The 19472-nt window shown below is 67.6% G+C and carries 22 protein-coding genes and 1 tRNA gene; 8 read left to right on the forward strand and 15 right to left on the reverse strand.

Features of this window, described 5'->3' with window-relative positions:
• Positions 1 to 972: an agmatinase gene (gene speB / locus D6860_RS19545; protein WP_076623045.1), complete on the forward strand. Its 972-nt coding sequence runs from the start codon at positions 1 to 3 to the stop codon at positions 970 to 972.
• A 22-nt stretch (positions 973 to 994) separates the two neighbouring features.
• Here the strand turns inward: speB and D6860_RS19550 are convergent, their stop codons facing one another.
• Complete coding sequence (locus tag D6860_RS19550) at positions 995 to 1336, reverse strand: DUF2794 domain-containing protein (protein ID WP_076623046.1); 342 nt, start codon at positions 1334 to 1336, stop codon at positions 995 to 997.
• 452 nt (positions 1337 to 1788) lie between these two features.
• Positions 1789 to 1872, reverse strand: a tRNA-Leu gene (locus tag D6860_RS19555).
• Between the two features lie 196 nt (positions 1873 to 2068).
• Between D6860_RS19555 and D6860_RS19560 the strand changes: the two genes are divergently transcribed.
• Entirely contained in the window at positions 2069 to 2515 is a 447-nt protein-coding gene (locus tag D6860_RS19560; protein WP_254681427.1) for a Hint domain-containing protein, read from the forward strand.
• 10 nt (positions 2516 to 2525) lie between these two features.
• On the opposite strand, the gene D6860_RS19565 is transcribed toward D6860_RS19560, so the two are convergent.
• The 4 genes from D6860_RS19565 to D6860_RS19580 form a co-directional block, all read right to left on the reverse strand.
• Positions 2526 to 3440, reverse strand: a complete 915-nt coding sequence (locus tag D6860_RS19565) for a DMT family transporter (protein WP_017468725.1) — start codon at positions 3438 to 3440, stop codon at positions 2526 to 2528.
• 102 nt (positions 3441 to 3542) lie between these two features.
• Positions 3543 to 3920, reverse strand: a complete 378-nt coding sequence (locus D6860_RS19570) for a hypothetical protein (protein WP_017468726.1) — start codon at positions 3918 to 3920, stop codon at positions 3543 to 3545.
• 12 nt (positions 3921 to 3932) lie between these two features.
• A complete protein-coding gene (locus D6860_RS19575) occupies positions 3933 to 4706 on the reverse strand; it encodes a DUF6478 family protein (protein ID WP_083697778.1) in 774 nt (257 codons plus the stop codon).
• Positions 4707 to 4821: 115 nt separating this feature from the next.
• Complete coding sequence (locus D6860_RS19580; protein WP_229743267.1) at positions 4822 to 5382, reverse strand: dihydroxy-acid dehydratase; 561 nt, start codon at positions 5380 to 5382, stop codon at positions 4822 to 4824.
• A 191-nt stretch (positions 5383 to 5573) separates the two neighbouring features.
• Between D6860_RS19580 and D6860_RS19585 the strand changes: the two genes are divergently transcribed.
• The 3 genes from D6860_RS19585 to D6860_RS19595 all read left to right on the forward strand — a co-directional run bounded on the left by D6860_RS19585 (position 5574) and on the right by D6860_RS19595 (position 8747).
• Positions 5574 to 6461, forward strand: a complete 888-nt coding sequence (locus D6860_RS19585; RefSeq protein WP_076623048.1) for a CPBP family intramembrane glutamic endopeptidase — start codon at positions 5574 to 5576, stop codon at positions 6459 to 6461.
• Between the two features lie 94 nt (positions 6462 to 6555).
• Positions 6556 to 7476, forward strand: a complete 921-nt coding sequence (gene accD, locus D6860_RS19590; RefSeq protein WP_076623049.1) for an acetyl-CoA carboxylase, carboxyltransferase subunit beta — start codon at positions 6556 to 6558, stop codon at positions 7474 to 7476.
• A complete protein-coding gene (locus D6860_RS19595) occupies positions 7473 to 8747 on the forward strand; it encodes a bifunctional folylpolyglutamate synthase/dihydrofolate synthase (protein WP_076623050.1) in 1275 nt (424 codons plus the stop codon). The genes accD and D6860_RS19595 overlap by 4 nt, the downstream gene beginning before the upstream one ends.
• Before the next feature lie 460 nt (positions 8748 to 9207).
• On the opposite strand, the gene zapE is transcribed toward D6860_RS19595, so the two are convergent.
• Positions 9208 to 10284, reverse strand: a complete 1077-nt coding sequence (gene zapE, locus D6860_RS19600) for a cell division protein ZapE (protein ID WP_017468750.1) — start codon at positions 10282 to 10284, stop codon at positions 9208 to 9210.
• A gap of 134 nt (positions 10285 to 10418) precedes the next feature.
• Here zapE and D6860_RS19605 point away from each other — a divergent pair, with 134 nt between their 5' ends.
• Positions 10419 to 11669: an MFS transporter gene (locus tag D6860_RS19605; protein ID WP_076623051.1), complete on the forward strand. Its 1251-nt coding sequence runs from the start codon at positions 10419 to 10421 to the stop codon at positions 11667 to 11669.
• Positions 11670 to 11711: 42 nt separating this feature from the next.
• On the opposite strand, the gene D6860_RS19610 is transcribed toward D6860_RS19605, so the two are convergent.
• The 4 genes from D6860_RS19610 to D6860_RS19625 are packed head-to-tail and all read right to left on the reverse strand — an operon-like array spanning position 11712 to position 13952.
• The gene (locus D6860_RS19610; protein WP_076623052.1) at positions 11712 to 12338 is read right to left on the reverse strand and encodes an HAD family hydrolase; all 627 of its coding nucleotides are present in this window, start codon (positions 12336 to 12338) and stop codon (positions 11712 to 11714) included.
• Complete coding sequence (locus D6860_RS19615) at positions 12328 to 12795, reverse strand: YaiI/YqxD family protein (protein WP_017469461.1); 468 nt, start codon at positions 12793 to 12795, stop codon at positions 12328 to 12330. Before D6860_RS19615 ends, D6860_RS19610 begins: the two co-directional genes overlap by 11 nt.
• Complete coding sequence (locus D6860_RS19620) at positions 12792 to 13718, reverse strand: AEC family transporter (protein ID WP_076623053.1); 927 nt, start codon at positions 13716 to 13718, stop codon at positions 12792 to 12794. Before D6860_RS19620 ends, D6860_RS19615 begins: the two co-directional genes overlap by 4 nt.
• A 54-nt stretch (positions 13719 to 13772) precedes the next feature.
• Complete coding sequence (locus tag D6860_RS19625) at positions 13773 to 13952, reverse strand: zinc-finger domain-containing protein (protein ID WP_076623054.1); 180 nt, start codon at positions 13950 to 13952, stop codon at positions 13773 to 13775.
• 75 nt (positions 13953 to 14027) lie between these two features.
• Between D6860_RS19625 and D6860_RS19630 the strand changes: the two genes are divergently transcribed.
• Entirely contained in the window at positions 14028 to 14954 is a 927-nt protein-coding gene (locus D6860_RS19630) for an ABC transporter ATP-binding protein (RefSeq protein ID WP_076623055.1), read from the forward strand.
• 261 nt (positions 14955 to 15215) lie between these two features.
• On the opposite strand, the gene D6860_RS19635 is transcribed toward D6860_RS19630, so the two are convergent.
• Entirely contained in the window at positions 15216 to 15584 is a 369-nt protein-coding gene (locus D6860_RS19635; RefSeq protein ID WP_017468120.1) for a histidine triad nucleotide-binding protein, read from the reverse strand.
• A gap of 7 nt (positions 15585 to 15591) precedes the next feature.
• The gene (locus D6860_RS19640) at positions 15592 to 17169 is read right to left on the reverse strand and encodes a DUF5928 domain-containing protein (RefSeq protein WP_017468121.1); all 1578 of its coding nucleotides are present in this window, start codon (positions 17167 to 17169) and stop codon (positions 15592 to 15594) included.
• A gap of 142 nt (positions 17170 to 17311) precedes the next feature.
• Between D6860_RS19640 and D6860_RS19645 the strand changes: the two genes are divergently transcribed.
• Positions 17312 to 18130, forward strand: a complete 819-nt coding sequence (locus D6860_RS19645; RefSeq protein ID WP_076623056.1) for a sulfotransferase family protein — start codon at positions 17312 to 17314, stop codon at positions 18128 to 18130.
• A 7-nt stretch (positions 18131 to 18137) separates the two neighbouring features.
• Here D6860_RS19645 and D6860_RS19650 read toward each other — a convergent pair whose 3' ends face one another.
• Both D6860_RS19650 and D6860_RS19655 read right to left on the reverse strand, forming a co-directional pair.
• Entirely contained in the window at positions 18138 to 18743 is a 606-nt protein-coding gene (locus tag D6860_RS19650) for a hypothetical protein (RefSeq protein ID WP_076623057.1), read from the reverse strand.
• A gap of 89 nt (positions 18744 to 18832) precedes the next feature.
• Positions 18833 to 19420 (reverse strand): DUF1285 domain-containing protein, encoded by a 588-nt coding sequence (locus D6860_RS19655; RefSeq protein WP_083697779.1) that lies wholly within the window; start codon positions 19418 to 19420, stop codon positions 18833 to 18835.
• Positions 19421 to 19472: the final 52 nt, after the last annotated feature.

Raw genomic sequence — 19472 nt, forward strand, 5'->3', positions numbered from 1 at the left:
ATGACGACCGACCCCTTCTTCCATCCCGTTTCCGGTTTCGACCTGCCGCGCTATGCCGGCCTGCCGACCTTCATGCGCCTGCCGCTGGTCGAGCCCGGGCACGACCGCTTCGCCGAGGTCGACATCGGGCTTGTCGGTGTGCCGTGGGACAGCGGCACGACCAACCGTCCCGGCCCGCGCCACGGGCCCCGGCAGCTTCGCGACGCCTCGACGATGATCCGAGCCGAACACGGGGTGACCGGCCTGCGCCCCTTCGAGACCGCCGCCTGCGCCGATCTCGGCGACGTCGGGCCGAACCCGGCCGACATCCTCGACAGCATGGAGCGCATCACCGAGTTCTACGGCCGCATGAAGCGCAACGGCATCCGCCCGCTGACCGCCGGCGGCGACCACCTGACCTCGCTTCCGGTGCTGCGCGCCGTGGCCCGCGAGACGGCGCTCGGCATGGTGCATTTCGACAGCCACACCGACCTGTTCCACTCGTATTTCGGCGGCTCGATGTATACCCATGGCACGCCGTTCCGCCGCGCCGTGGAAGAGGGGCTGCTCGATCCGAAACGGGTGGTGCAGATCGGCATTCGCGGCAGCATGTACGACCGTGAAGACCGCGATTTCGCCGCTGCCAACGGCATCCGCATCATCCCGGTCGAGGAATTCCACGCCCGTGGTGTCGCAGACGTCATGGCCGAGGCCCGCGACATCGTCGGCTCCGAGCCCTGCTACGTGAGCTACGACATCGACTTCGTCGATCCGACCTTCGCGCCCGGCACCGGCACCCCCGAGGTGGGCGGCCCCAACAGCTACCAGGCGTTGCAGGTGGTGCGCGAACTCGAGGGGCTCCAGATCGCCGGGGCGGACCTCGTCGAGGTCTCGCCGCCCTTCGATGCGAGCGGCGGCACGGCGTTCCTTGGCGTGACGATCATGTTCGAGCTGCTCTGCGCGATGATCGGCGCACAGAAGGCCGCCGGCTGAGCGGGAGCTGTCCGGCGGTGGCTCAGTCCACCGCCCGGATCAGCTTGCGCTCGAGTACCCGCAGCACGGTGCGCAGGTCATGGCCGCGTTTCAGGACCTGCCCCTCCATCGTGATGACGGCATACTGGCCCTGCCTGTTGCGCAGCTTGGGGCGTTTCTCGATGCGGTAGAGCGGATGTTCGGCGGTGCGGCGAAACACCGAGAAGACCGCGACGTCGCGCAGGCTGGAGATTCCGTAATCGCGCCATTCCCCGGCCGCGACCATGCGGCCGTAGAGCGAGAGGATGACGTTCAGCTCCGTCCGGTGAAACGAGACCACGTCCTGAGCGTGGCCGGGTCCCGGAAAAGGCGTAAGGCTGTTCATGCTGTCCAAGCTGCGCCCGATGCCTGCGCAAATCAAGTCCGACGCGTCTCGAAAGCCGGATTTCGCGCGCGTTCCCTGCGCGCCTGCCGCGGCGGGGATCGGAAATGCCGTGACGGTTTCCCTTCCGAACCTCGCATTCGATCGCCTGCCCCCTCGCTGGACGTGGTTCAATCTCCGCCGGTCCTTGGCGCAAAGGCGGCGATGCAGGCTAGTGGTCGCGATGCTGGAGGCGGGCGCTCTTGGCGTGGATGCGCGACATCCGGTTCATGACCGGGCACAAGACACCTGCGACGCTTTCATGGGACCAGTGCCCGGGCCAAACGGAAAGCAGCCTCCAAGGCCGCGCCGGCCGCCATTGAGCAGAGCGGGGAAGCACTGACAACGAGGCTATCACGCGCTGAACACACGCCCGTGTCACCGCAATGGTCTGAAATGGTCTCTCAAAGTCGAAATGGTGCGGGTGAAGGGACTCGAACCCCCACGCCAAAGGCGCCAGAACCTAAATCTGGTGCGTCTACCAATTCCGCCACACCCGCATATCGCCGCGTTCTCCTAGCAAAGCTCCGCCATCATGGCGAGAGGGAAAATCGGGGGCGGAACGCGCCATATCCTTTACCGAATCTTTGACGAAACCCCGGATACACCCCGGAGGCTCGACAGATCGGGAGAGCGCTCATGGAGTTGAAAACGGGCCGTTGCGACGGCGCCCCCCGCATTTTCCCGGCGCGGCGCTTGAGGTCGTCGGAGCCCTGCAACGCGCTTGTTGCGGGCACGGTCGTGCTCACGCTCGACGGGGCGCTTCCGGTGGAGCACCTCGCGCCCGGCGACCGGGTGATCACCCGCGACAGCGGCACGGCGGTGCTGGCGCGGGTGGTGTGCGATAACCGGCGTACGGATCTCGTCGCCATCCGCGCCGGTACGCTGGGCACGCGCCGCCCCGACAGGAACATGGTGCTGCCCGCCGGGCAGGATGTGCTGCTGCGTGACTGGCGGGCGAGGCTTCTCTTCGGGGCGGCCCGCGCCCTTGTGCCGGCGGACCGGCTTGCGGACGGTCTCTTCGTCCGCAAGATCGGCAGGCATGATGTCGCGCTGGTCGAGCTGCGGTTCGACGCCCCGCATATCCTCTATGGCGACGGGCTCGAACTGGCCGCGGCGCATCCGGTCGCGGGGCCGGGCTGACCCGTGCGGCTCAGCCCTGCGGGGTCATGCTCGGCCGGGCGCGGTGACGCTTCAGCCCGAGGTAACGTTCGCGCAGGATGATCGCGATGCCCGAGAAGATGACCACCGACGAGCCGAGCAGCATCATCACGGTCGGCACCTCGTCGAAGAAGATGTAGCCGATCAGGATCGCGAAGAGGATCGAGGCATAATCGAAGGGCGCAAGCAGCGCCGCCTCGGCACCGCGGTAGGCCGAGGTGATGCAGATCTGCGCGACCCCGCCGATCAGCCCGGCCGCCACCAGCATCGCCGCCGTGCCGCCGGTCGGGATGACCCAGCCGAAGGGCAGGGTGAGCAGCGCCAGAACCGTCGAGGTGAGCGAGAAGTAGAAGACGATCGCCGAGGTCTGCTCGGTCGCGACCATGCGGCGGATGTGAATCTGCGACAGCGCGCGCAAGACGGCCGAGGTCATCACGAAGCCGATCCCGGTCAGCACCATGCCGTTGACCTCGGACACCGTGAGCAGCGGCCACATGACCAGCCCGACGCCGAACAGGCCCACGAACACGGCCGAAAGCCGGAAGATCCGGACCCTTTCACCCAGCATCAGCGCGGCGAAGATCACCGTCAGCAGCGGCGCCGCGTAGCCAAGCGCGGTGACCTCGGGCAGGGGGAGCAGGCCGAGGGCGGCGAAGTTGCAGCCCATGGCCGAGACCCCGATGATGCCGCGCAGGAAGTGCAGCATGGGGTCCCGGACGCGCAGGCCGGTGGACAGGTCACCACGCCAGATCAGCCAGACAAGGATCACCGGAAGGGCGAAGAAGGAGCGGAAGAAAACCGCCTGTCCGGTGGGAACTTCGGCCGAGCCGGCCTTGATGAGCGCGGCCATCCCGACGAAGAGGACGACGGAGGCGAGTTTCAGCGCAATGCCGCGCAAGGGTGTCATAACAGCTCCGATGGTATACCAACCGGCGCACTTTGACCCCTCACGCCGGTGTGTGCAACGGCGAGGAGTGCAAATCTGTCATGCAGGTTTTCGCATCCGGGGTCAGGTCGTCTCGAGGCAGTGGCGGCGAAACGCCCGCTTCAGCATGTCGAGCTCGGCCCGCAGCAGCGCCATTTCGGCGCGGATGTCCTCGCCCAGGGGCTCGCCGGCGATCATCGTGAAGCTGTCGAGCGTGACCTCGGCGGCGGTGTCGGTGATGAGAAAGGTCTGAACCCCGTCGCCCACCGCCTCGACCGGCACCGGGATCTCGACCGCCCAGCGGCCTTCCTCGGCGGCCTTGATGACGGTCACCCCGCGCACCGGCCGGTCGTTCAGCGTGACGCCGATCTCCGGCGGCGCGGTGGCCCCCGTCTCGGCCACCAGCAGCCCCTCCCAGAGCCCTTCGCGAAAGCGTGTCTTGGTGAGTGAATAGGCGCTCATGTCATGCCTCCGTCAAAGCTCGGCCCGGGGGCGGCGGCTGAAGGTCAGATCCCGCAGGATCACCTGGTTCATCTCCGGCCCCTCGAAGATCAGGTCGACCCACATGTGTTCGATCCGCTTCTCGTTGAGCCGCGTGTAGGCAAGGTCGAACTCGACCCGGCTCTCTTCCGCCTTCAGCGGCAGCTCGCGGACGATCTGCTCGGTGTTGGGGCCGTGACGGATGTTGAGGCGGGCGAAGATCTCGAGCGGCCTCTCCATCTCGACGATGGCGTCGAGGCGGATCAGGTGCTTGCGCCTGAGCCCCTGGCTCGCCTCATCGGGCAGGTCGAGCGCGAGCGAAAGATACGCGCCGTCGAACCTGAAGACCTCGAGCCGCAGTCCGAAGGGTGCGAGGTCGGCCTCGCGCGTGTTGCGGAGCTGGCGCAGGGTGATCTCGGAATGGGGGCAGTCATGGAACAGGGTGGCGCGCTCGCCCAGCATGGATTTCGGCTGCACCGACGAGAGGCCGGGCGTCGCCAGCGGGCCGGACCAAAGGTCGGGGCGCCAGGCCCAGTCGGCATCATGGGGCCGGGGAAAGGCCTGGTTGCCGATCACCGGAAGCGCGAGCCGCCCGTCGGCGACATGGATGAGCCTGTCGAGCCGCTGCTTCAGGCGGCGGGCGGCCGAGCGCTGACGGCGCAGCAGGGGCAGGTCGGCGGTCTCTGCCTTGTCCGCGGCCTCGCTCCAGCGGTGCAGCGTCGCCGCCGCGAGCGCGCGGCCCATCCATCCCTCGCCGATGCCTGCCATCTGCCGTGCCCGTTGCCCCAACTTGTCCGGCCGCCACGCGATGACGGCCCCTGCCAATGTTATGGCAAATCCCTTGCAACGAATAAACGACCAAACGCTGCGGGCGGCAAGCGGATCAGCTTGGGCTCAGGTCGCGGATCCTGTCGCGCACGGCGCGCAGCATGTCGGCCCCCTGTCTGCCGGTCAGCGCGCTGCCGTCGGGGGCGTAGAGCGCCAGCCCCACGAGGTGGCCGTTCTGCACGAAGGCGCCGCGCCAGTAGCGCGGGTCGCCACCGTCGAGCACCGCCTCTCCGCCATCGGAGAGCCGCGCGATCACCAGCCCGTCGCGGGTGGTCCCGTCGAGCAGTTGCTCGCCGGCCTCGCGGGCCAGCGCCTCGGGGCCGGGAAGCGGGGTGGCGCCGACCGAGGTGCCGACGGTGACCGTCAGCATCATCGGCGGGACATAGCGGCCAGCCTCGCCCCCCGAGAGGATGTTGCACGAGGCGATCACGGCGAAATGGCGGTTGGTGCCACGGTTGAGTGTGACGGGATCGACGCAGTATCCGTCGGTGCCCGCGACCACCACGTCGCCGCCGACGAGGCTCGCCTTGGCCAGCGGCGCCGAGCCGGCGAGGCCGCCGGCGCATCCGGTCATCGTCACCAGGGCCGCGAGCCCCGCCATCCATAGTCGTCGCATCTTCCGCAAAGGTCCGTCGTCTCTGTCGTCCCGATGAGGCATGGGAATAGCGAAGCCCCTGCGGCGGAACAAGAAAGGAATGGCCCAAGCGGCGGGGCAATGCCGGGCGCCGCTTGCCGCCGGCGCGGCGTCGGGCTAGGTCGGACGCGGCAGGCATGGCGCCGCGACCGAGCTTCATCCCCGGGGGTGCAATGTCCTACCGTCCCTTCAGCCGCATGACCGAGACCGCCCGCCGGACCGAGCTCTGGCGGCTGGTGCTCGGGATCGTGATGGTCGGGCTCGTGAGTTTCGGGCTGCAGCAGGCGCTGATCGGACTTGCCGCGCTGGCCCTGAGCGATGCCGCCTACTGGGCACTGATCTCGCAGCTTCGCGTTGCAGATGCGCCGCTCGGGATGCTCCTGCTGCTGGTCAGCCTCGGCGGGCTCGGGGTGGGCACCGTGGTGACCGCGCGGGTGCTGCACAAGCGCAGCGGGGCCAGCCTGTTCGGCCCGCTTCCGCTGGCCCTGTCGCAGGCCCTGCGCTGCACGGTCGCGGTGGCGGGGCTCTATCTCGTCATCGCGCTTCTGCCGCCGTGGCCGCTGGCCGGGCAACTGGTTCCGGCGCTCGGCTTCGGGCGCTGGCTCCTGCTGTTGCCGCTCACGCTTCTCGCGCTGGTAATCCAGGTCGGCAGCGAAGAGCTGTTCTTTCGCGGCTACCTCCAGTCGCAGATCGGCGCACGGCTGCGGCATCCGGCGGCCTGGCTGATCCTGCCCTCTGCGCTGTTCGCGCTGGGGCACTGGTCGCCAGCCATGCATGGCGACAACGCGCTGCTGGTGACGGTCTGGGCCTTTGCCTTCGGGCTCGCGGCGGCGGACCTGACGGCGCGGTCCGGAACGCTCGGGCCGGCGTTTGCGCTGCATCTCGTGAACAACGTGGTCGCGGTGGCGCTGGTCTCGCCGCAGGGCGACATGTCGGGGCTGGCGCTCTACCACCTGCCGTTCGGCACCGGCGACGAGGCCGAGATGCGGGCGCTGATGCCGCTCGACCTGATGGGCATACTGGTGGGCTGGCTGGTGGCACGACTGGCGCTGCGGGTCTGACCGCGCACAGGGCGCTCACGGGCCCGCGCCGATTGCATTTCAACGCGGCGGGGCATAAGTGAGCCGCGACAGGAAGCCGCGAAGGGCGCAAGCCATGAACTGGATCACCAACTACGTCCGTCCCCGGATCAACTCGATCTTCTCGCGCCGCGAGATGCCCGACAACCTCTGGACGAAATGCGACGAGTGCGGAAGCATGCTGTTCCACCGCGAGGTGGCGGACAACCTCGGCGTCTGCAGCAACTGCGGCCACCACATGAACATCACCCCCCGGGCGCGCTTTACCGCGCTGTTCGACGGCGGCCTCTTCTCCGAGGTCGAGGTGCCGGAGCCGGTGCACGATCCGCTCCAGTTCCGCGACCAGAAGAAATACCCCGACCGGATGCGCGCGGCGCAGAAGGGCACAGGCGAGAAAGAGGCCATGCTCGTCGCCTCCGGCGAGATCGGCCGCACACCCGTGGTCTGCGCGGCGCAGGATTTCTCGTTCATGGCAGGGTCCATGGGCATGTATGTCGGCAACGCGATCATCAAGGCCGCGCAGGAGGCCAAGCGTCTCAAGCGCCCGCTGATCCTGTTCTCGGCCGCCGGTGGCGCGCGCATGCAGGAAGGCATCCTGTCGCTGATGCAGATGCCGCGCACCACCGTCGCGGTGCAGATGCTCAAGGAAGCGGGTCTGCCCTACATCGTCGTGCTGACCCACCCGACCACCGGCGGGGTGACGGCGTCCTACGCGATGCTGGGGGACGTGCAGATCGCCGAGCCCAACGCGCTGATCTGCTTCGCCGGCCCCCGGGTCATCGAGCAGACCATCCGCGAGAAGCTGCCCGAGGGCTTCCAGCGCGCCGAGTACCTGCTCGAGCACGGGATGCTCGACCGGGTGACCGACCGCCGCCAGATGCGCGAGGAGCTGATCACCATCACGCGGATGCTGACCAAGCAGCCGCCCGCGGTGCATGGCGACCTGCCGCCGCCGGCGAGCCTCGACACCACGCCAGAGCCCGACGCGACCGAATGAGCGCCGAGGGCTCCGACCTCATCCTGCAACGGATGATGTCTCTTCATCCCAAGATCATCGACCTGACGCTCGACCGGGTGTGGCGGCTGCTCGAGGCGCTCGACCACCCCGAGCGGCGGGTGCCGCCGGTGATCCACGCGGCGGGCACCAACGGCAAGGGCTCGACGCTGGCCATGCTGCGGGCCGGCTACGAGGGCGCGGGCAAATCGGTTCACGCCTACACCTCGCCGCATCTCGCGCGTTTCCATGAGCGGATCCGTGTGGCCGGAGAGCTGATCTCGGAAGACGCGCTGACGCAGGTGCTCGACGAATGCTGGGCCGCGAATGGCGGCGAGAGCATCACCTATTTCGAGATCACCACCTGCGCCGCCTTCCTCGCCTTTGCGCGGACGCCTGCGGACGTGACGCTGATGGAGACCGGCCTTGGCGGGCGGCTCGACGCGACCAACGTCTTCGACAGCCCTGCGATGACGATCCTCACGCCGATCTCGCTCGACCACCAGCAGTTCCTTGGCGAGACGCTGGCCGAGATCGCCGGAGAAAAGGCCGGCATCCTCAAGCGTGGTGTGCCCTGCGTCGTCGGCCCGCAGCCCGAAGCGGCGATGGAGGTCATCGAGGCCCGCGCGGAGCGGCTCGGCGTGCCGCTCATCGCCCACGGGCAGCAGTGGCACGTCTGGGAAGAGCGCGGCCGCCTGGTGTTCCAGGACGAGACCGGGCTGCTCGACCTGCCGCTGCCGAACCTGCCCGGCGCGCACCAGCTCGAGAACGCCGGCGCCGCGCTTGCGGCGCTGCGCTACCTCGGTTTCGGCGAACCGGCCTGCGAAGCGGCGGTGTCCCGGGCAAGCTGGCCCGCGCGGATGCAGCGGCTGCGCGAGGGGCCGCTGGTAGCTTCGGCACCGGACGTCGAGCTCTGGCTCGACGGTGGCCACAACCCGGCGGCGGGCGAGGCGCTGGCGCGCCATCTCGGCGGTTTGCCGGAACGCCCGACACATCTGATCTGCGGGATGCTGAACACCAAGGACATCGCCGGCTACCTGCGCCCGCTCGCCGCGCATGCGCAGACCCTCACCGCGGTCTCGATCCCCGGCGAGGCGAACACCCTCCTGGCGGAGGAAACGGCTCGGATCGCCGGGACCGTCGGGCTGCGGGCTGAAACCGCCGACAGCGTGGCCGATGCGCTGGGGCGGATTGCCGACCGCGAACCGGGTGCGCGCGTGCTGATCTGCGGGTCGCTCTACCTTGCCGGGAACGTGTTGCGGTCCAACGGCTGAGGAGCCTTTCCGCAGCGAACACGCCCCAAGGTGTAGGGGGTCGGAAAATCTTTCCCCATATGGATGGCGCGACTCACAAAATGTTGACGGGTGAGTCGGCTTTGTCCTATCGTCCTTGGAACGGCGACAGTGACGAAGCAATCGACACGTCAGCCCGGGGGACAGAGACATGGGACGACAGGCGGTTTCCGCGCGGCTGCATCACGTGGCCATTGCAGGAGCAGGGGCATGACCCGCAGGGCCGACAATGCTCCGGCCTGCCGGCCAGATGCCGCCGCGCGGGGCCGGATCTTCCATCATACCAGAGGCGTCGCCGATGCGCCTGCCGACCTCGGGGTCGCGCAGCGTCGGGATCGGTGTCGACGCCCGCAGTAATTTCAAAACAAGGCAAAACAATCGTCGAGCAGCGAACCTTGAGGGTCCTTCGGGACCCTCATTTTTCTTGTGCCCCGGAAACGGCTCAGCGCGGCGGATGGCCCCAGTCGGCGCTCTGCATCTCGCGCAGGCGGCTGGCGGTGCGCTCGAACTCGAAGGCACCCGGGCCCTCGATATAGAGGCTTTCCGGTTCGTCCCGGGCCGAGACGATGAGCCTGACCCGCGCCTCGTAGAGCGCGTCGATCAGCGTTACGAAGCGCTTCGCCTCGTTGAAGTTGCTCCGCCCGAGCCGCGGCACGTTCTCGAGCACCAGAAGCCGCAGCGCGTCGGCAATGGCGAGATAGTCGCCCGGCCCCATCATCTGCCCGCAGAGCTCGTAGAAGGTCGCTCGGGCCACGCCGTTGTGGAACCGGGGCAGCTCGACCTTGCGTCCCTTCACGTGCAGGATCAGCGGTTCCTCGTTGCCATGCGTCAGCTCGTGCCAGACCCGGTCGATCTCGGCCCGCGCCTCGTTGTCGACCGGAGTGAAATAGACCCGTGCGCCGGTCAGCCGATCCTGCCGGTGGTCCTTTTCCGAGGCCAGCTCGCGCACCACGAGCCGCTGCTTGATGAGCTCGATGAACGGCAGGAAGAGCTGTCGGTTGAGCCCGTCCTTGTAGAGATCGTCGGGCACCCGGTTCGAGGTCGTCACCACCACGGTGCCGGCGTCGAAGAGCTGCTCGAACAGCCGACCCACGAGCATCGCGTCGGCGATGTCGGTGATCTGCATCTCGTCGAAGGCCAGCACCTTGACCGCGTCGCTCACCGCGCGGGCCATCGGCTTGACCGGGTCCTCGACCCCTTCGCCGCGCAGGCGGTGCAGTTCGGACTGCATCTCCTGCATGAAGGCGTGGAAATGCACCCGGCGCACCGGCACCGAAAGGCTTTCCACGAAGAGATCCATGAGCATCGACTTGCCGCGCCCGACGCCGCCCCAGAGGTAGAGACCCTTGGGCGGCTCGACCGGCTTGCTCTTGCGGAACAGGCCCTTCTTCTCGGTCTGCGGCTTTGTCAGCTCGGCGCGGATCCGCTCGAGCTCGGGCAGGGCCTCTTCCTGCGCGGGATCGCGCAGCAGCAGGCCTTCGGCGACGCGTTCGTCGTAGAGATCGGTGAGCGTGGTCATGCAAGCCGCATATAGCGCGCGTTCGCGATTGTGTAGGCCCTCCGACGGGCGGGCGCCGGGATTGTATCGGGACATTTCCGCCGTTGACGGTGCCGGGGCAGGGGGTAAGCCTGCACCGCGAACAGGAGACACGCATGAACAGCAAGGCCAGCATCTTCACCCCCGTGCTGATCGTCGGGTGCGTCATCATTCTGGTGTCGTTCGCGATACGGGCGAGCTTCGGCGTGTTCCAGATTCCCATCGCCGAGGAATTCGGCTGGCCGCGCGCGGATTTCTCGCTGGCCATCGCGATCCAGAACCTTGCCTGGGGCATCGGCCAGCCGCTGTTCGGCGCGATGGCCGAGAAGATCGGCGATCGCAAGGCGATCATCCTCGGGGCTCTGGTCTACGCGGGGGGGCTGGTCCTGTCGAGCGTCGCGGTGACCCCCGGCGCGATGCAGCTCTACGAGGTGCTCGTGGGCTTCGGCATCGCCGGCACCGGCTTCGGCGTGATCCTCGCGGTGGTGGGCCGCGCCGCGAGCGCCGAGAACCGGTCGATGTCGCTGGCCATCACCACCGCCGCCGGCAGCGCCGGGCAGGTGGTGGGGGCGCCGCTGGCGGAATGGCTGCTCGGGCTCTTCGCATGGCAGGGGGTCTTCCTGATCTTCGCGGGCGGCATCCTAGCGGTGCTGCTCGCGCTGCCGCTGATGCGGTCGCCCGCGCCGCCCGCCGACAGGGCCGAGCTCGAGGAGAGCATGGGCGCCATCCTTCTGCGCGCCGGCCGCGACCCCTCGTTCGCGCTGATCTTCCTCGGGTTCTTCTCCTGCGGCTACCAGCTGGCCTTCATCACTGCGCATTTCCCTGCCTTCGTGACCGAGATGTGCGGCCCCATCGCCGCCGGAGGCGTGCTGCACGGGCTGGGCATCACCACCACCTCGGCGCTCGGGGCGGTGTCGATCGGCCTGATCGGGCTGGCCAACATCGCGGGCACGCTCACCGCCGGCTGGGCGGGCAAGTATTGGCCGCGGAAATACCTGCTGGCGGGCATCTACACCGGCCGCACCATTGCCGCCGCGCTGTTCGTCATGCTGCCGATCACGCCGGCCTCGGTGCTGATCTTCTCGGGCGCGATGGGGGCGCTGTGGCTTGCCACGGTGCCACTGACCTCGGGGCTCGTCGCGCATCTCTACGGTCTGCGCTACATGGGCACGCTCTACGGCATCGTCTTCTTCTCGCACCAGCTGGGCGGGTTCCTCGGCGTCTGGCTGGGCGGGCGGATGTACGACCTGCACGGCGATTACACGCTGGTGTGGTGGATCGGCGTCGGTGTCGGCGCGCTGTCGGCGCTCGTGCACCTGGGGGTCAAGGAAGACCGCCAGCCCGAGGCTCGTCCGGCAGCGGCGTGAGGGCGCCCGGGGCGTGGTGGGTTGCCAACCCACCCTCCGGCATCAGGCGCGGGTAATCACCGGCTCAGCCAAGAGTCCGTGCGACAGCAGGCAATCCTGCCAGCCTTCGGGGGTCTCGAAGAGATGGGTCTGCCAGCCGCGCCCGGCGGCGGTGGCGATGTTGTCGGCCCGGTCGTCGGCGAAGAGCAGCGCCTCGGGCGCGAGCCCGCAGTCGGCCTCCACCATGGCGTAGATTTCCGGGTAGGGCTTCACCGCCTTCATCGCACCCGAGATGTAGGCGCGGTCGTATTCGGCGAGGAACGGGTGGATCTCCTGCCCCTGCGCCAGTGGCCCCTCACCAATGTTGCTGAGGAAGAAGACCGGCACGCCGCGCGTCCGAAGCGCCCGGAGCAACGCCACCGAGCCCTCGATGGCCGGCGAGGCGAGATGCACCCAGTTGTCGTGCCAGTGCCGGATTTCCCCGGCCCAGTCGGGGTGGGCCTCGGCGCAGCCGTAGACCGTCTCGCGGAAGTCGTCGCCCGCGTCGATCCGCTCGTTCATCGCGTGCAGGTCGACCTCCGAGAACATCTGCCGGCGGCGCGCCTCGCCGATCAGCGCGTCGTAGTAGAGCTCGGGCTGCCAGCGGATCAGCACGTTGCCGATGTCGAAGACCACTGCCTCAATTGCCATTGCCGCGTCCTTTCGCCTGTCTCAGCTCGGTCTCGAGCGCGTTGAGGAAACGCGACCGGTCCGCCTTGGTGAATCCCTTGCCGCCGCCGCCCTGGTTCAGCGGGTTGGCGGCGCGCAGGTCGGCCATCAGATCGCGCATGGCGAGCTGCTGACCGATGTTGGCCTGCGTGAAGCGCTCGCCGGTGTGGCGCAGCACGGCAGCGCCGGCCTCTATGCATTTCGCTGCCAGCGGGATGTCCCCGGTCACCACGACATCGCCCGGACCGCAGCGCTCGGCGATCCACATGTCGGCGACATCCGGGCCCTCGGGCACGATCACCGTCTCGACCAGCGGATTCGCCGAAGGGCGCAGCCCGCCGTTCGAGACGACGTACATGGTCACCTTGTGGCGGGTGGCGACGCGCTCGGCCTCGGCCTTGACCGGGCAGGCGTCGGCGTCGACATACAGCGCGGTCATGGCGCCACCAGCCCGATCACCGCGCTGACGGTGAGGATGCTCGCCGCCGTCGAGATCAGGATCGCCGCCGAGACCCGCTGCGGCGCGATACCGTAGTGCTGTGCCAGCATGAAGACGTTGCCGGCCACCGGCATCGCCGCGGTCGACACCGCCACCGTCGCCTGGAACGGCTCGACCGGGAAGAACAGGAAGACTCCGCCGGCCACGAACAGCGGATGCAGCACCAGCTTGGCGAAGCTCAGCCAGCCCGACACCGCGATCCGCTCGGCCGATTTCGAGGCGAGCGAGGCGCCGATGGCGAAGAGCGCGCAGGGCGTGGCGGCATTGCCGAGCATGGTGACGAACTCGGTCACCACCCCGGGAAGCGGCAGCTTCAGCGCCGACACGGTCAGCCCCGCGACGATCGAGACGATCATCGGGTTCTTCACGAGGCCAAGCCCGACGCTCTGGAAGATATGCGGCGTGATCCGGCCTTCGCGCGCGGCCGAGACGAGGATCACCAGAAGCGCCGCGAAGACGATGAGGTCGATCGACAGCATCAGGATGATCGGGCCGACGGCCTCGTCGCCAAGCATGAGCGCCAGCATCGGCAGGCCGAGAAAGCCGGTATTGCCGATGCTCGCGGTCTGCGCCTCGATGGCGGCGGTCTGCACGTCCTGCCGGCGCAGGAAGGCGACGGCGGTGGCCACGCCATAGACCGCGGCGGTGCCCCAGAGGTAGCCGGCGGCAAGCCGCGCGTCGAAGATCTCGGAAAAGGACAGCGAGGCGGAGAAGCGGAACAGCATCGCCGACAGCGCGAAGTAGAAGACGAACTTCGTCAGGGCCGCAGTGGCGGCCTCGGAGAAGAACCGGGTCCGTCCGGCACCGTATCCAAGCCCGATGAGGGCAAAGAACGGGATGGTCTTCAGGAAGATGGCGAGCATGTCACCCTGTCATTCCGGCCGGGCGCATGGGCCCGGCCCGTGGTGGGAGCGTGCTCAGACCTTGCCTTCGAAATCGCGGTGGATGAACTTCGCGTCGCAGTAGGGGCACTCGACGAAGCCCTCCTCCTGCGGGATGTGCAGCCAGACGCGGGGATGGCCGAGCGCACCCTCGCCGCCGTCGCAGGCGATGCGGTGGCTGTCGACGATCTTGATCTCCGGAGCTTCCGTGGCCATTGGGTCGGTTTCCTTTTCGTCACACCTGCACTAACTGCGTTATGGGCGAAGACAAGCACAGGAGCAAGGCTCGGCATGACGGCAGATGCGATCCGGATCGAGGGGCTGCGCAAGACATACGCAGGCGGCAAGGAAGCGCTTCAGGGTGTCGACCTGACCGTGCCCGAAGGGTCGATCTTCGGCCTGCTCGGCCCCAACGGTGCCGGCAAGTCGACGCTGATCAACATCCTGGCCGGGCTGGTGATCAAGACCGCCGGCAAGGTCGAGATCCAGGGCTGGGACCAGGACCGCAACCCGCGCCAGTCGCGTGCCGCGATCGGGGTGATGCCGCAGGAGCTGAACCTCGATCCGTTCTTCACCCCGCGCGAGGCGCTCGAGGTGCAGGCCGGTCTCTACGGCGTGCCGAAGCGCGACCGCCGCAGCGAGGAGATCCTGCGCATGGTCGGGCTCGAGGACAAGGCCGAGGCCTACGCCCGCACGCTGTCCGGCGGCATGCGCCGCCGCCTGCTGCTGGGCAAGGCGCTGGTGCACCACCCGCATATCCTCGTGCTCGATGAGCCCACCGCCGGGGTCGACATCGAGCTGCGGCAGATGCTCTGGGCCAACGTCCGCAAGCTCAACCGCGAGCGCGGCATGACCATCATCCTCACCACCCATTACCTCGAGGAGGCCGAAGAGATGTGCGACGAGATCGCCATCATCAACCAGGGCGCGGTCGTGGCCCGCGACAGCACCCGCAACCTGCTGGGCCAGCTCGACGCCAAGACCATGGTGATCGAACCCGAAACGATGCCCGACACGCTGCCCGAAGCTCCCGGCATCAGCGCCGAGCGCCGCGAGGGCGGGCTCATCGCGCTCAGCTACCGTGCCTCGGAAACGGCGGCGGAAGACGTGCTGGAACTGGTGCGCAATGCAGGCATCCGGATCAGCGACGTGCGGACCGAACAGGCCGATCTCGAGGACGTCTTTCTCGAGCTGACCCGGTCGCGCCCGGCGGCCTGACCCGGCTTTAGGGGGCTCTGCCCCCTCTGCGGCTGCGCCGCATTCACCCCCGAGGGTATTTGGAAAGAGAAGAAGGGCCGGGCGTGCGCGCGGGCCTCTTCTGGCGGGCATATATCCCCGCCGGAGGCTGTCGGGATGATGCCGTCTTCGGGGCTCGAGGCGGGAGGCGTCAGGTCACCGCTCGCGGCGAGCCACCGCCCAGGGGCGGTGGCGAGATGTCGTGAGCGGCCGATAGGCCGCGCCGACGGATCTGTTCGAGGATCAGGCGGGGGCGAGCATGCGGCCGAGGTCGCGGCCGCCGAGGATGTGGACATGCAGGTGCGGTACTTCCTGCACGCCGTGCCGGCCCGCGTTCGAGATCATCCGGAAGCCGTCGGCCGCGACGCCCTTCATCTTGCAGACCTTCGCGATGGTGCGGGTATAGTCGAGGATCTCGGCGTCCGAGGCGTTGGCGGCGAAATCGTCGTAGTTGACGTATTTGCCCCGCGGGATCACCAGCACATGGATCGGCGCCTGCGGGCGGATGTCGTTGAAGGCGAGACTGTGGTCGGTCTCGAGCACGGTGTCGTTGGGGATCTCTCCGCGCAGGATCTTTGCGAAGATGTTCTCGTCGTCGTAGGTATAGGCCATCGGGTCCTCAATCGGCGAACAGGTGGTCGGTCTCGGCGAGCGTTTCCGCCGTGTCCCCGGGCACCCCGAGGAAGGCGGCGATTGCGCGCGCGTTGGTTTCGGGCGGGTCGATCTCGCGCAGGCGCAGGTGGTTGTCGAACTGCGCGTCGCGGATGCGGTCGCTCTCGTGCACCATGTCGTTGCGGATCGTCGGCAGCAAGCGGTTCAGCGTCTCGCGCGGGGTCCGGTCGCCGGCGAGCCCCACCCGCATGGCGTGGCCGACGAGGAACACGTCGGAGACCTGGCACTCGACTTCGAGCAGGCGCGTCACTGCGCGGTCACGACAGAAGTCCTCGATCAGGTCGAGGTTCGAGGGATCGAGGCAGACGAGAAGCCGGTCGCTCTCGTAGTAATCGAACAGCATTCGCACCAGCGCGCGGCGGTGGCGGTGGCGCTTCTCGACGCTCGACTGGATGCCGCCGAGGTCGGGCAGGGCGCAGCTTTCCTCGTTGAAGAGATAGTCGATGCAGGGGATGTCGGTCATCTGCCTGACACGCTGCACCAGCCGCTTGGCCACGTGCCATTTCTTGCAGACCACGATCAGCAGCTCGCGCTCGCGGCCGAGCGAGCTTTCGGTTTCCCAGAAGCGCGGCGCGAAGCGGCGGCCGATGCGGCCCTTCTCGGCGAGGAAACGGTGCAGCGAGCGGCCTTCGTTCGAGATCCGGAACCGCGCGCCCTCGGCGGCGTAGAGCACGCCGAGCCGGCGCTTGAGTTCGCGCGCCTCCGGGCTGATCTTGCGGGCGAAGAGGAAATCCTGGCTGAGCAGGAGGTCGTAGTGGTCGTTGTAGAAGGCCACCGGCATGCCGTAATCGGTGAACATCAGGAAGGTGAGGGTGCGGCTCTCGATTTCCTGTTCGGGCACAAGATGGCGCACGAGGGTCTGGAAGAACGTCTCGTCGGGGATCCAGGTGGTGCGGAAGAAGCGCATCACGTCGGGTCGCTGGCGGCAGAAGTCGAGGATCCATTCGATGGTGCGGCGGCGCAGGCACCACCATTGCGAGCCGATCATCACCTCGAGGTCGGCGGGTATCTCGCGGGTGAGGCCGAGCCGCTTCTGCAGTTCGAACGTCGCGTAGAACCGTCGTTTCTGGGTGCGTTCGTTGAACCAGTGGCGATAGACCAGTCGCTCTTTCTTCCAGCCGGTCTTGATCCAGTCGGACTGGAAGTAGTCGAAGCTCTCGATGTAGTCGACGTCGCGCCGGTCGAGGAATTCATGCGCGTATTCCGCCGACTTGATCGCCATGCAATCGCCCGAGAGCATGTAGAAATGGGTCGCACGGGGAAAGGCCTCGGCCGCGGCCTCGACGGCGTGGAGCGTGGCCTGCACGAGGGACCATTCGCCCCAGCCGCAGCGGATGCGTTTTTTCGCGAAGGTCACGTTTGGGTTGTCCGCAAGCGCCGCGCGGATCCGGTCGAAGGCTGCCCGGGGCGCGCTGGCGTCGAAGTGGATCGCCATGTAGTCGCCGACGGCGGTCAGGCTCTGCGCCTGCTTGATGATGGCGTCAGGGTCCTTGTGACACAGAAGGATGAAGGCAATCTTCGCCATTCAGGAAACGGTCTGCCCTAGTTTCGCCCGATAGATCGTATTGATAGCCCTCAACGGACGTTGAAGAAACCGGGGTCTTCTGCTTTTTTCGGCGCCACTGTCCCGCGGGCAAGACGGGGCTTCTGACCGGAGGCGAGCGCGCATGGGGTTTCCCGGAACCTGGATGACCGAGAGCGAAAGCATGGTGTATCGGGTCGTGCCGAAATGCGCCTGCTCGACCATCGGCCAGATCATGTATTACTCCGATCACGGGCGTTTTTTCGACGGTGACATCCACGATGCCGGCCAGGGCCTGCACAAGTGGGCGCGCGAGGACAGTCAGCCGCTGATCCGGGCCAACGTGAAGACCGGCAGCGCCTACACCTTCACCTGCGTGCGCAATCCCTACGCCCGCGTGCTGTCGAGCTTCTTCGACAAGATCTGCGGCATCCAGCGCAACGGGCGGCGCTACCGGGGCAACCTCGTGCCGCTGCTGATCCAGAAATACGGCATCGAGGTCGGCGGCGAGGACGGCAGGGAAGAGTTCGACCAGATCCGCAGCTTCCGCCGGTTCCTGCTGTTCGTGCGCGACACCATCCGCTGGCGCAGGCCGATGGAGCCGGACATCCACTGGTCGGCGGTGTCGGGGCATGTCTCGACCTTCATCGTCAACGGCGGACGCTACGACCACATCTTCTGGACCGAGAAATTCAACGAGGGCATGCAGGTGGTGCTCGACAATACGCGCACCCCGCATGAGGTCGACCTTTCGGCCATTCCGCGTTTCAATGAGTCCGAGGGGCATGGTCCGAAGCGGGCGCATCCGGTCGAGGATTACTTCGACGACCTGTCGATGCATCTGGTCTACGAGATCTACAAGCGCGACTTCGAGCTCTTCCGCTACGATTTCGAGAACCCCGCGAACAAGCTACCGGTCGGCGAGATCGACCTCGACGAGGTGCACGCCAAGCTCGGCGACTGAGCCCGGTCTATCCGTCGGCGCGAAGCGCGCGGCAGGCGATGACGAGGTAGCGCAGCGCGGGCAGTGCCACGACGAGCGCCACGACCGATGCGGCCGCCCAGGCGGGCAGGGTGACGCCACCGGTCCGCAACCCGTGGTTCAGCGCCACGAGGGCGGTGAGCCAAAGGCTCGCGACGGCGGAAAACCGCATGGAGAGCGCGGTCACGCGGTGATCCGGGTCGCCGCCCTGCGGTCGACGGGCGGCCAGCAGCAGCGGAAGCAGCGCGAGCAGGTAGAAGGCGGCGATCTCGGCCACGGCCATGGTCGCGGCGGCAACCTCGGGGCTGCGCAGGTCGAAGGGACCGACTCCCGGAATGTCGACCGGCGTTCCGGTGCGCAGGCGCGGGCGGCTGAGCAGGAGGTTTTCCAGCGTCCCGACCAGCAGCGCCACGGGCATCAGGACGATGTTCGGGGCGAAGCCCGTGCCGGGCGTGCGCGGGGTCAGACCGGCGGCGACCAAGGCGCCCGGTCGCGCGAGCCATGCGAGCATTGCCAGCGGCACGCTCAGCGGAAGGTTGCGAAGGCCCGTGGTGGCGCCGGTCGCGCCGTTGGGAGAGGGGCTGGTGGCGGGCATGGCGGGCCTCGTCGGTTCGAACGATCTGGCCCTATGATTTACCCATGGTCAGGCGCACGCCAAGTCCGGGATACCCGACCCCGCGCCGATCAGGGCAGCGCCTCGGCGGGGAGGATCGGGAAGAACTGCCCCGAGGACCAGACCCCGAACCACGCCTTGCCGTCGACCGTGGTTCGGGTGCCTAGATCGACCAGCCGATAGAAGCTCTTGCGGTCGATCAGCGCCTCGAGCCCGGCGCGCACCATGATATAGGGCGCGGGTTCCTCGGTCTCGGGGTCGTGGGTGACACGCAGGGGATGGTCGGGCCCGGCGACGGCGGTATCGCCGACATGGGTGTGAAAGGTCAGAACCTGGTCTTCGCCCGTCCCGGAGACATCGAAGTCGGTCGCCACGAAGGGCGCGTCCTCGACCGAGATCCGCCACTTCTCGACCGGCGTCACGAGAAAGAACGCGTCGCCCTCGCGCTTCAGGATCGACGAGAACAGCTTCACCATTCCGGGCCGGGTGATCGGTGAGCCGAGATAGAACCACGTGCCGTCACGGGCGATCCGCATGTCGAGATCGCCGCTCAGTGGCGGGTTCCACTTTTCCACCGGCGGCAATCCGCGCTCCTGAACGGCGCTTACCGAGGCAGCCAGCCCCTCTGCAGTCGGTGTAACGGAATTTTGTGCGCTCATTGCTTTTGCCATTTTTCCACCCCGCGATAGAGTTGATGCGTAAGGAACGGAT

Source organism: Salipiger sp. D13 (genome assembly GCF_003703915.1).
In the GTDB taxonomy this organism is placed as follows: Bacteria; Pseudomonadota; Alphaproteobacteria; order Rhodobacterales; family Rhodobacteraceae; genus Salipiger; species Salipiger profundus.

What these genes read in the sequence shown, in the direction of transcription:
- D6860_RS19630 (WP_076623055.1), top strand. Translation starts at nt 14,028, where the DNA reads ATGACGGCAGATGCGATCCGGATCGAGGGGCTGCGCAAGACATACGCA.
- D6860_RS19550 (WP_076623046.1), bottom strand. Translation starts at nt 1,336, where the DNA reads ATGAACAGCCTTACGCCTTTTCCGGGACCCGGCCACGCTCAGGACGTG.
- D6860_RS19625 (WP_076623054.1), bottom strand. Translation starts at nt 13,952, where the DNA reads ATGGCCACGGAAGCTCCGGAGATCAAGATCGTCGACAGCCACCGCATC.
- D6860_RS19570 (WP_017468726.1), bottom strand. Translation starts at nt 3,920, where the DNA reads ATGAGCGCCTATTCACTCACCAAGACACGCTTTCGCGAAGGGCTCTGG.
- D6860_RS19615 (WP_017469461.1), bottom strand. Translation starts at nt 12,795, where the DNA reads ATGACCGCGCTGTATGTCGACGCCGACGCCTGCCCGGTCAAGGCCGAG.
- D6860_RS19565 (WP_017468725.1), bottom strand. Translation starts at nt 3,440, where the DNA reads ATGACACCCTTGCGCGGCATTGCGCTGAAACTCGCCTCCGTCGTCCTC.
- D6860_RS19605 (WP_076623051.1), top strand. Translation starts at nt 10,419, where the DNA reads ATGAACAGCAAGGCCAGCATCTTCACCCCCGTGCTGATCGTCGGGTGC.
- D6860_RS19650 (WP_076623057.1), bottom strand. Translation starts at nt 18,743, where the DNA reads ATGCCCGCCACCAGCCCCTCTCCCAACGGCGCGACCGGCGCCACCACG.
- D6860_RS19580 (WP_229743267.1), bottom strand. Translation starts at nt 5,382, where the DNA reads ATGCGACGACTATGGATGGCGGGGCTCGCGGCCCTGGTGACGATGACC.
- D6860_RS19585 (WP_076623048.1), top strand. Translation starts at nt 5,574, where the DNA reads ATGTCCTACCGTCCCTTCAGCCGCATGACCGAGACCGCCCGCCGGACC.
- accD (WP_076623049.1), top strand. Translation starts at nt 6,556, where the DNA reads ATGAACTGGATCACCAACTACGTCCGTCCCCGGATCAACTCGATCTTC.
- D6860_RS19575 (WP_083697778.1), bottom strand. Translation starts at nt 4,706, where the DNA reads ATGGCAGGCATCGGCGAGGGATGGATGGGCCGCGCGCTCGCGGCGGCG.
- zapE (WP_017468750.1), bottom strand. Translation starts at nt 10,284, where the DNA reads ATGACCACGCTCACCGATCTCTACGACGAACGCGTCGCCGAAGGCCTG.
- D6860_RS19655 (WP_083697779.1), bottom strand. Translation starts at nt 19,420, where the DNA reads ATGAGCGCACAAAATTCCGTTACACCGACTGCAGAGGGGCTGGCTGCC.
- speB (WP_076623045.1), top strand. Translation starts at nt 1, where the DNA reads ATGACGACCGACCCCTTCTTCCATCCCGTTTCCGGTTTCGACCTGCCG.
- D6860_RS19620 (WP_076623053.1), bottom strand. Translation starts at nt 13,718, where the DNA reads ATGCTCGCCATCTTCCTGAAGACCATCCCGTTCTTTGCCCTCATCGGG.
- D6860_RS19640 (WP_017468121.1), bottom strand. Translation starts at nt 17,169, where the DNA reads ATGGCGAAGATTGCCTTCATCCTTCTGTGTCACAAGGACCCTGACGCC.
- D6860_RS19595 (WP_076623050.1), top strand. Translation starts at nt 7,473, where the DNA reads ATGAGCGCCGAGGGCTCCGACCTCATCCTGCAACGGATGATGTCTCTT.
- D6860_RS19635 (WP_017468120.1), bottom strand. Translation starts at nt 15,584, where the DNA reads ATGGCCTATACCTACGACGACGAGAACATCTTCGCAAAGATCCTGCGC.
- D6860_RS19610 (WP_076623052.1), bottom strand. Translation starts at nt 12,338, where the DNA reads ATGGCAATTGAGGCAGTGGTCTTCGACATCGGCAACGTGCTGATCCGC.
- D6860_RS19645 (WP_076623056.1), top strand. Translation starts at nt 17,312, where the DNA reads ATGGGGTTTCCCGGAACCTGGATGACCGAGAGCGAAAGCATGGTGTAT.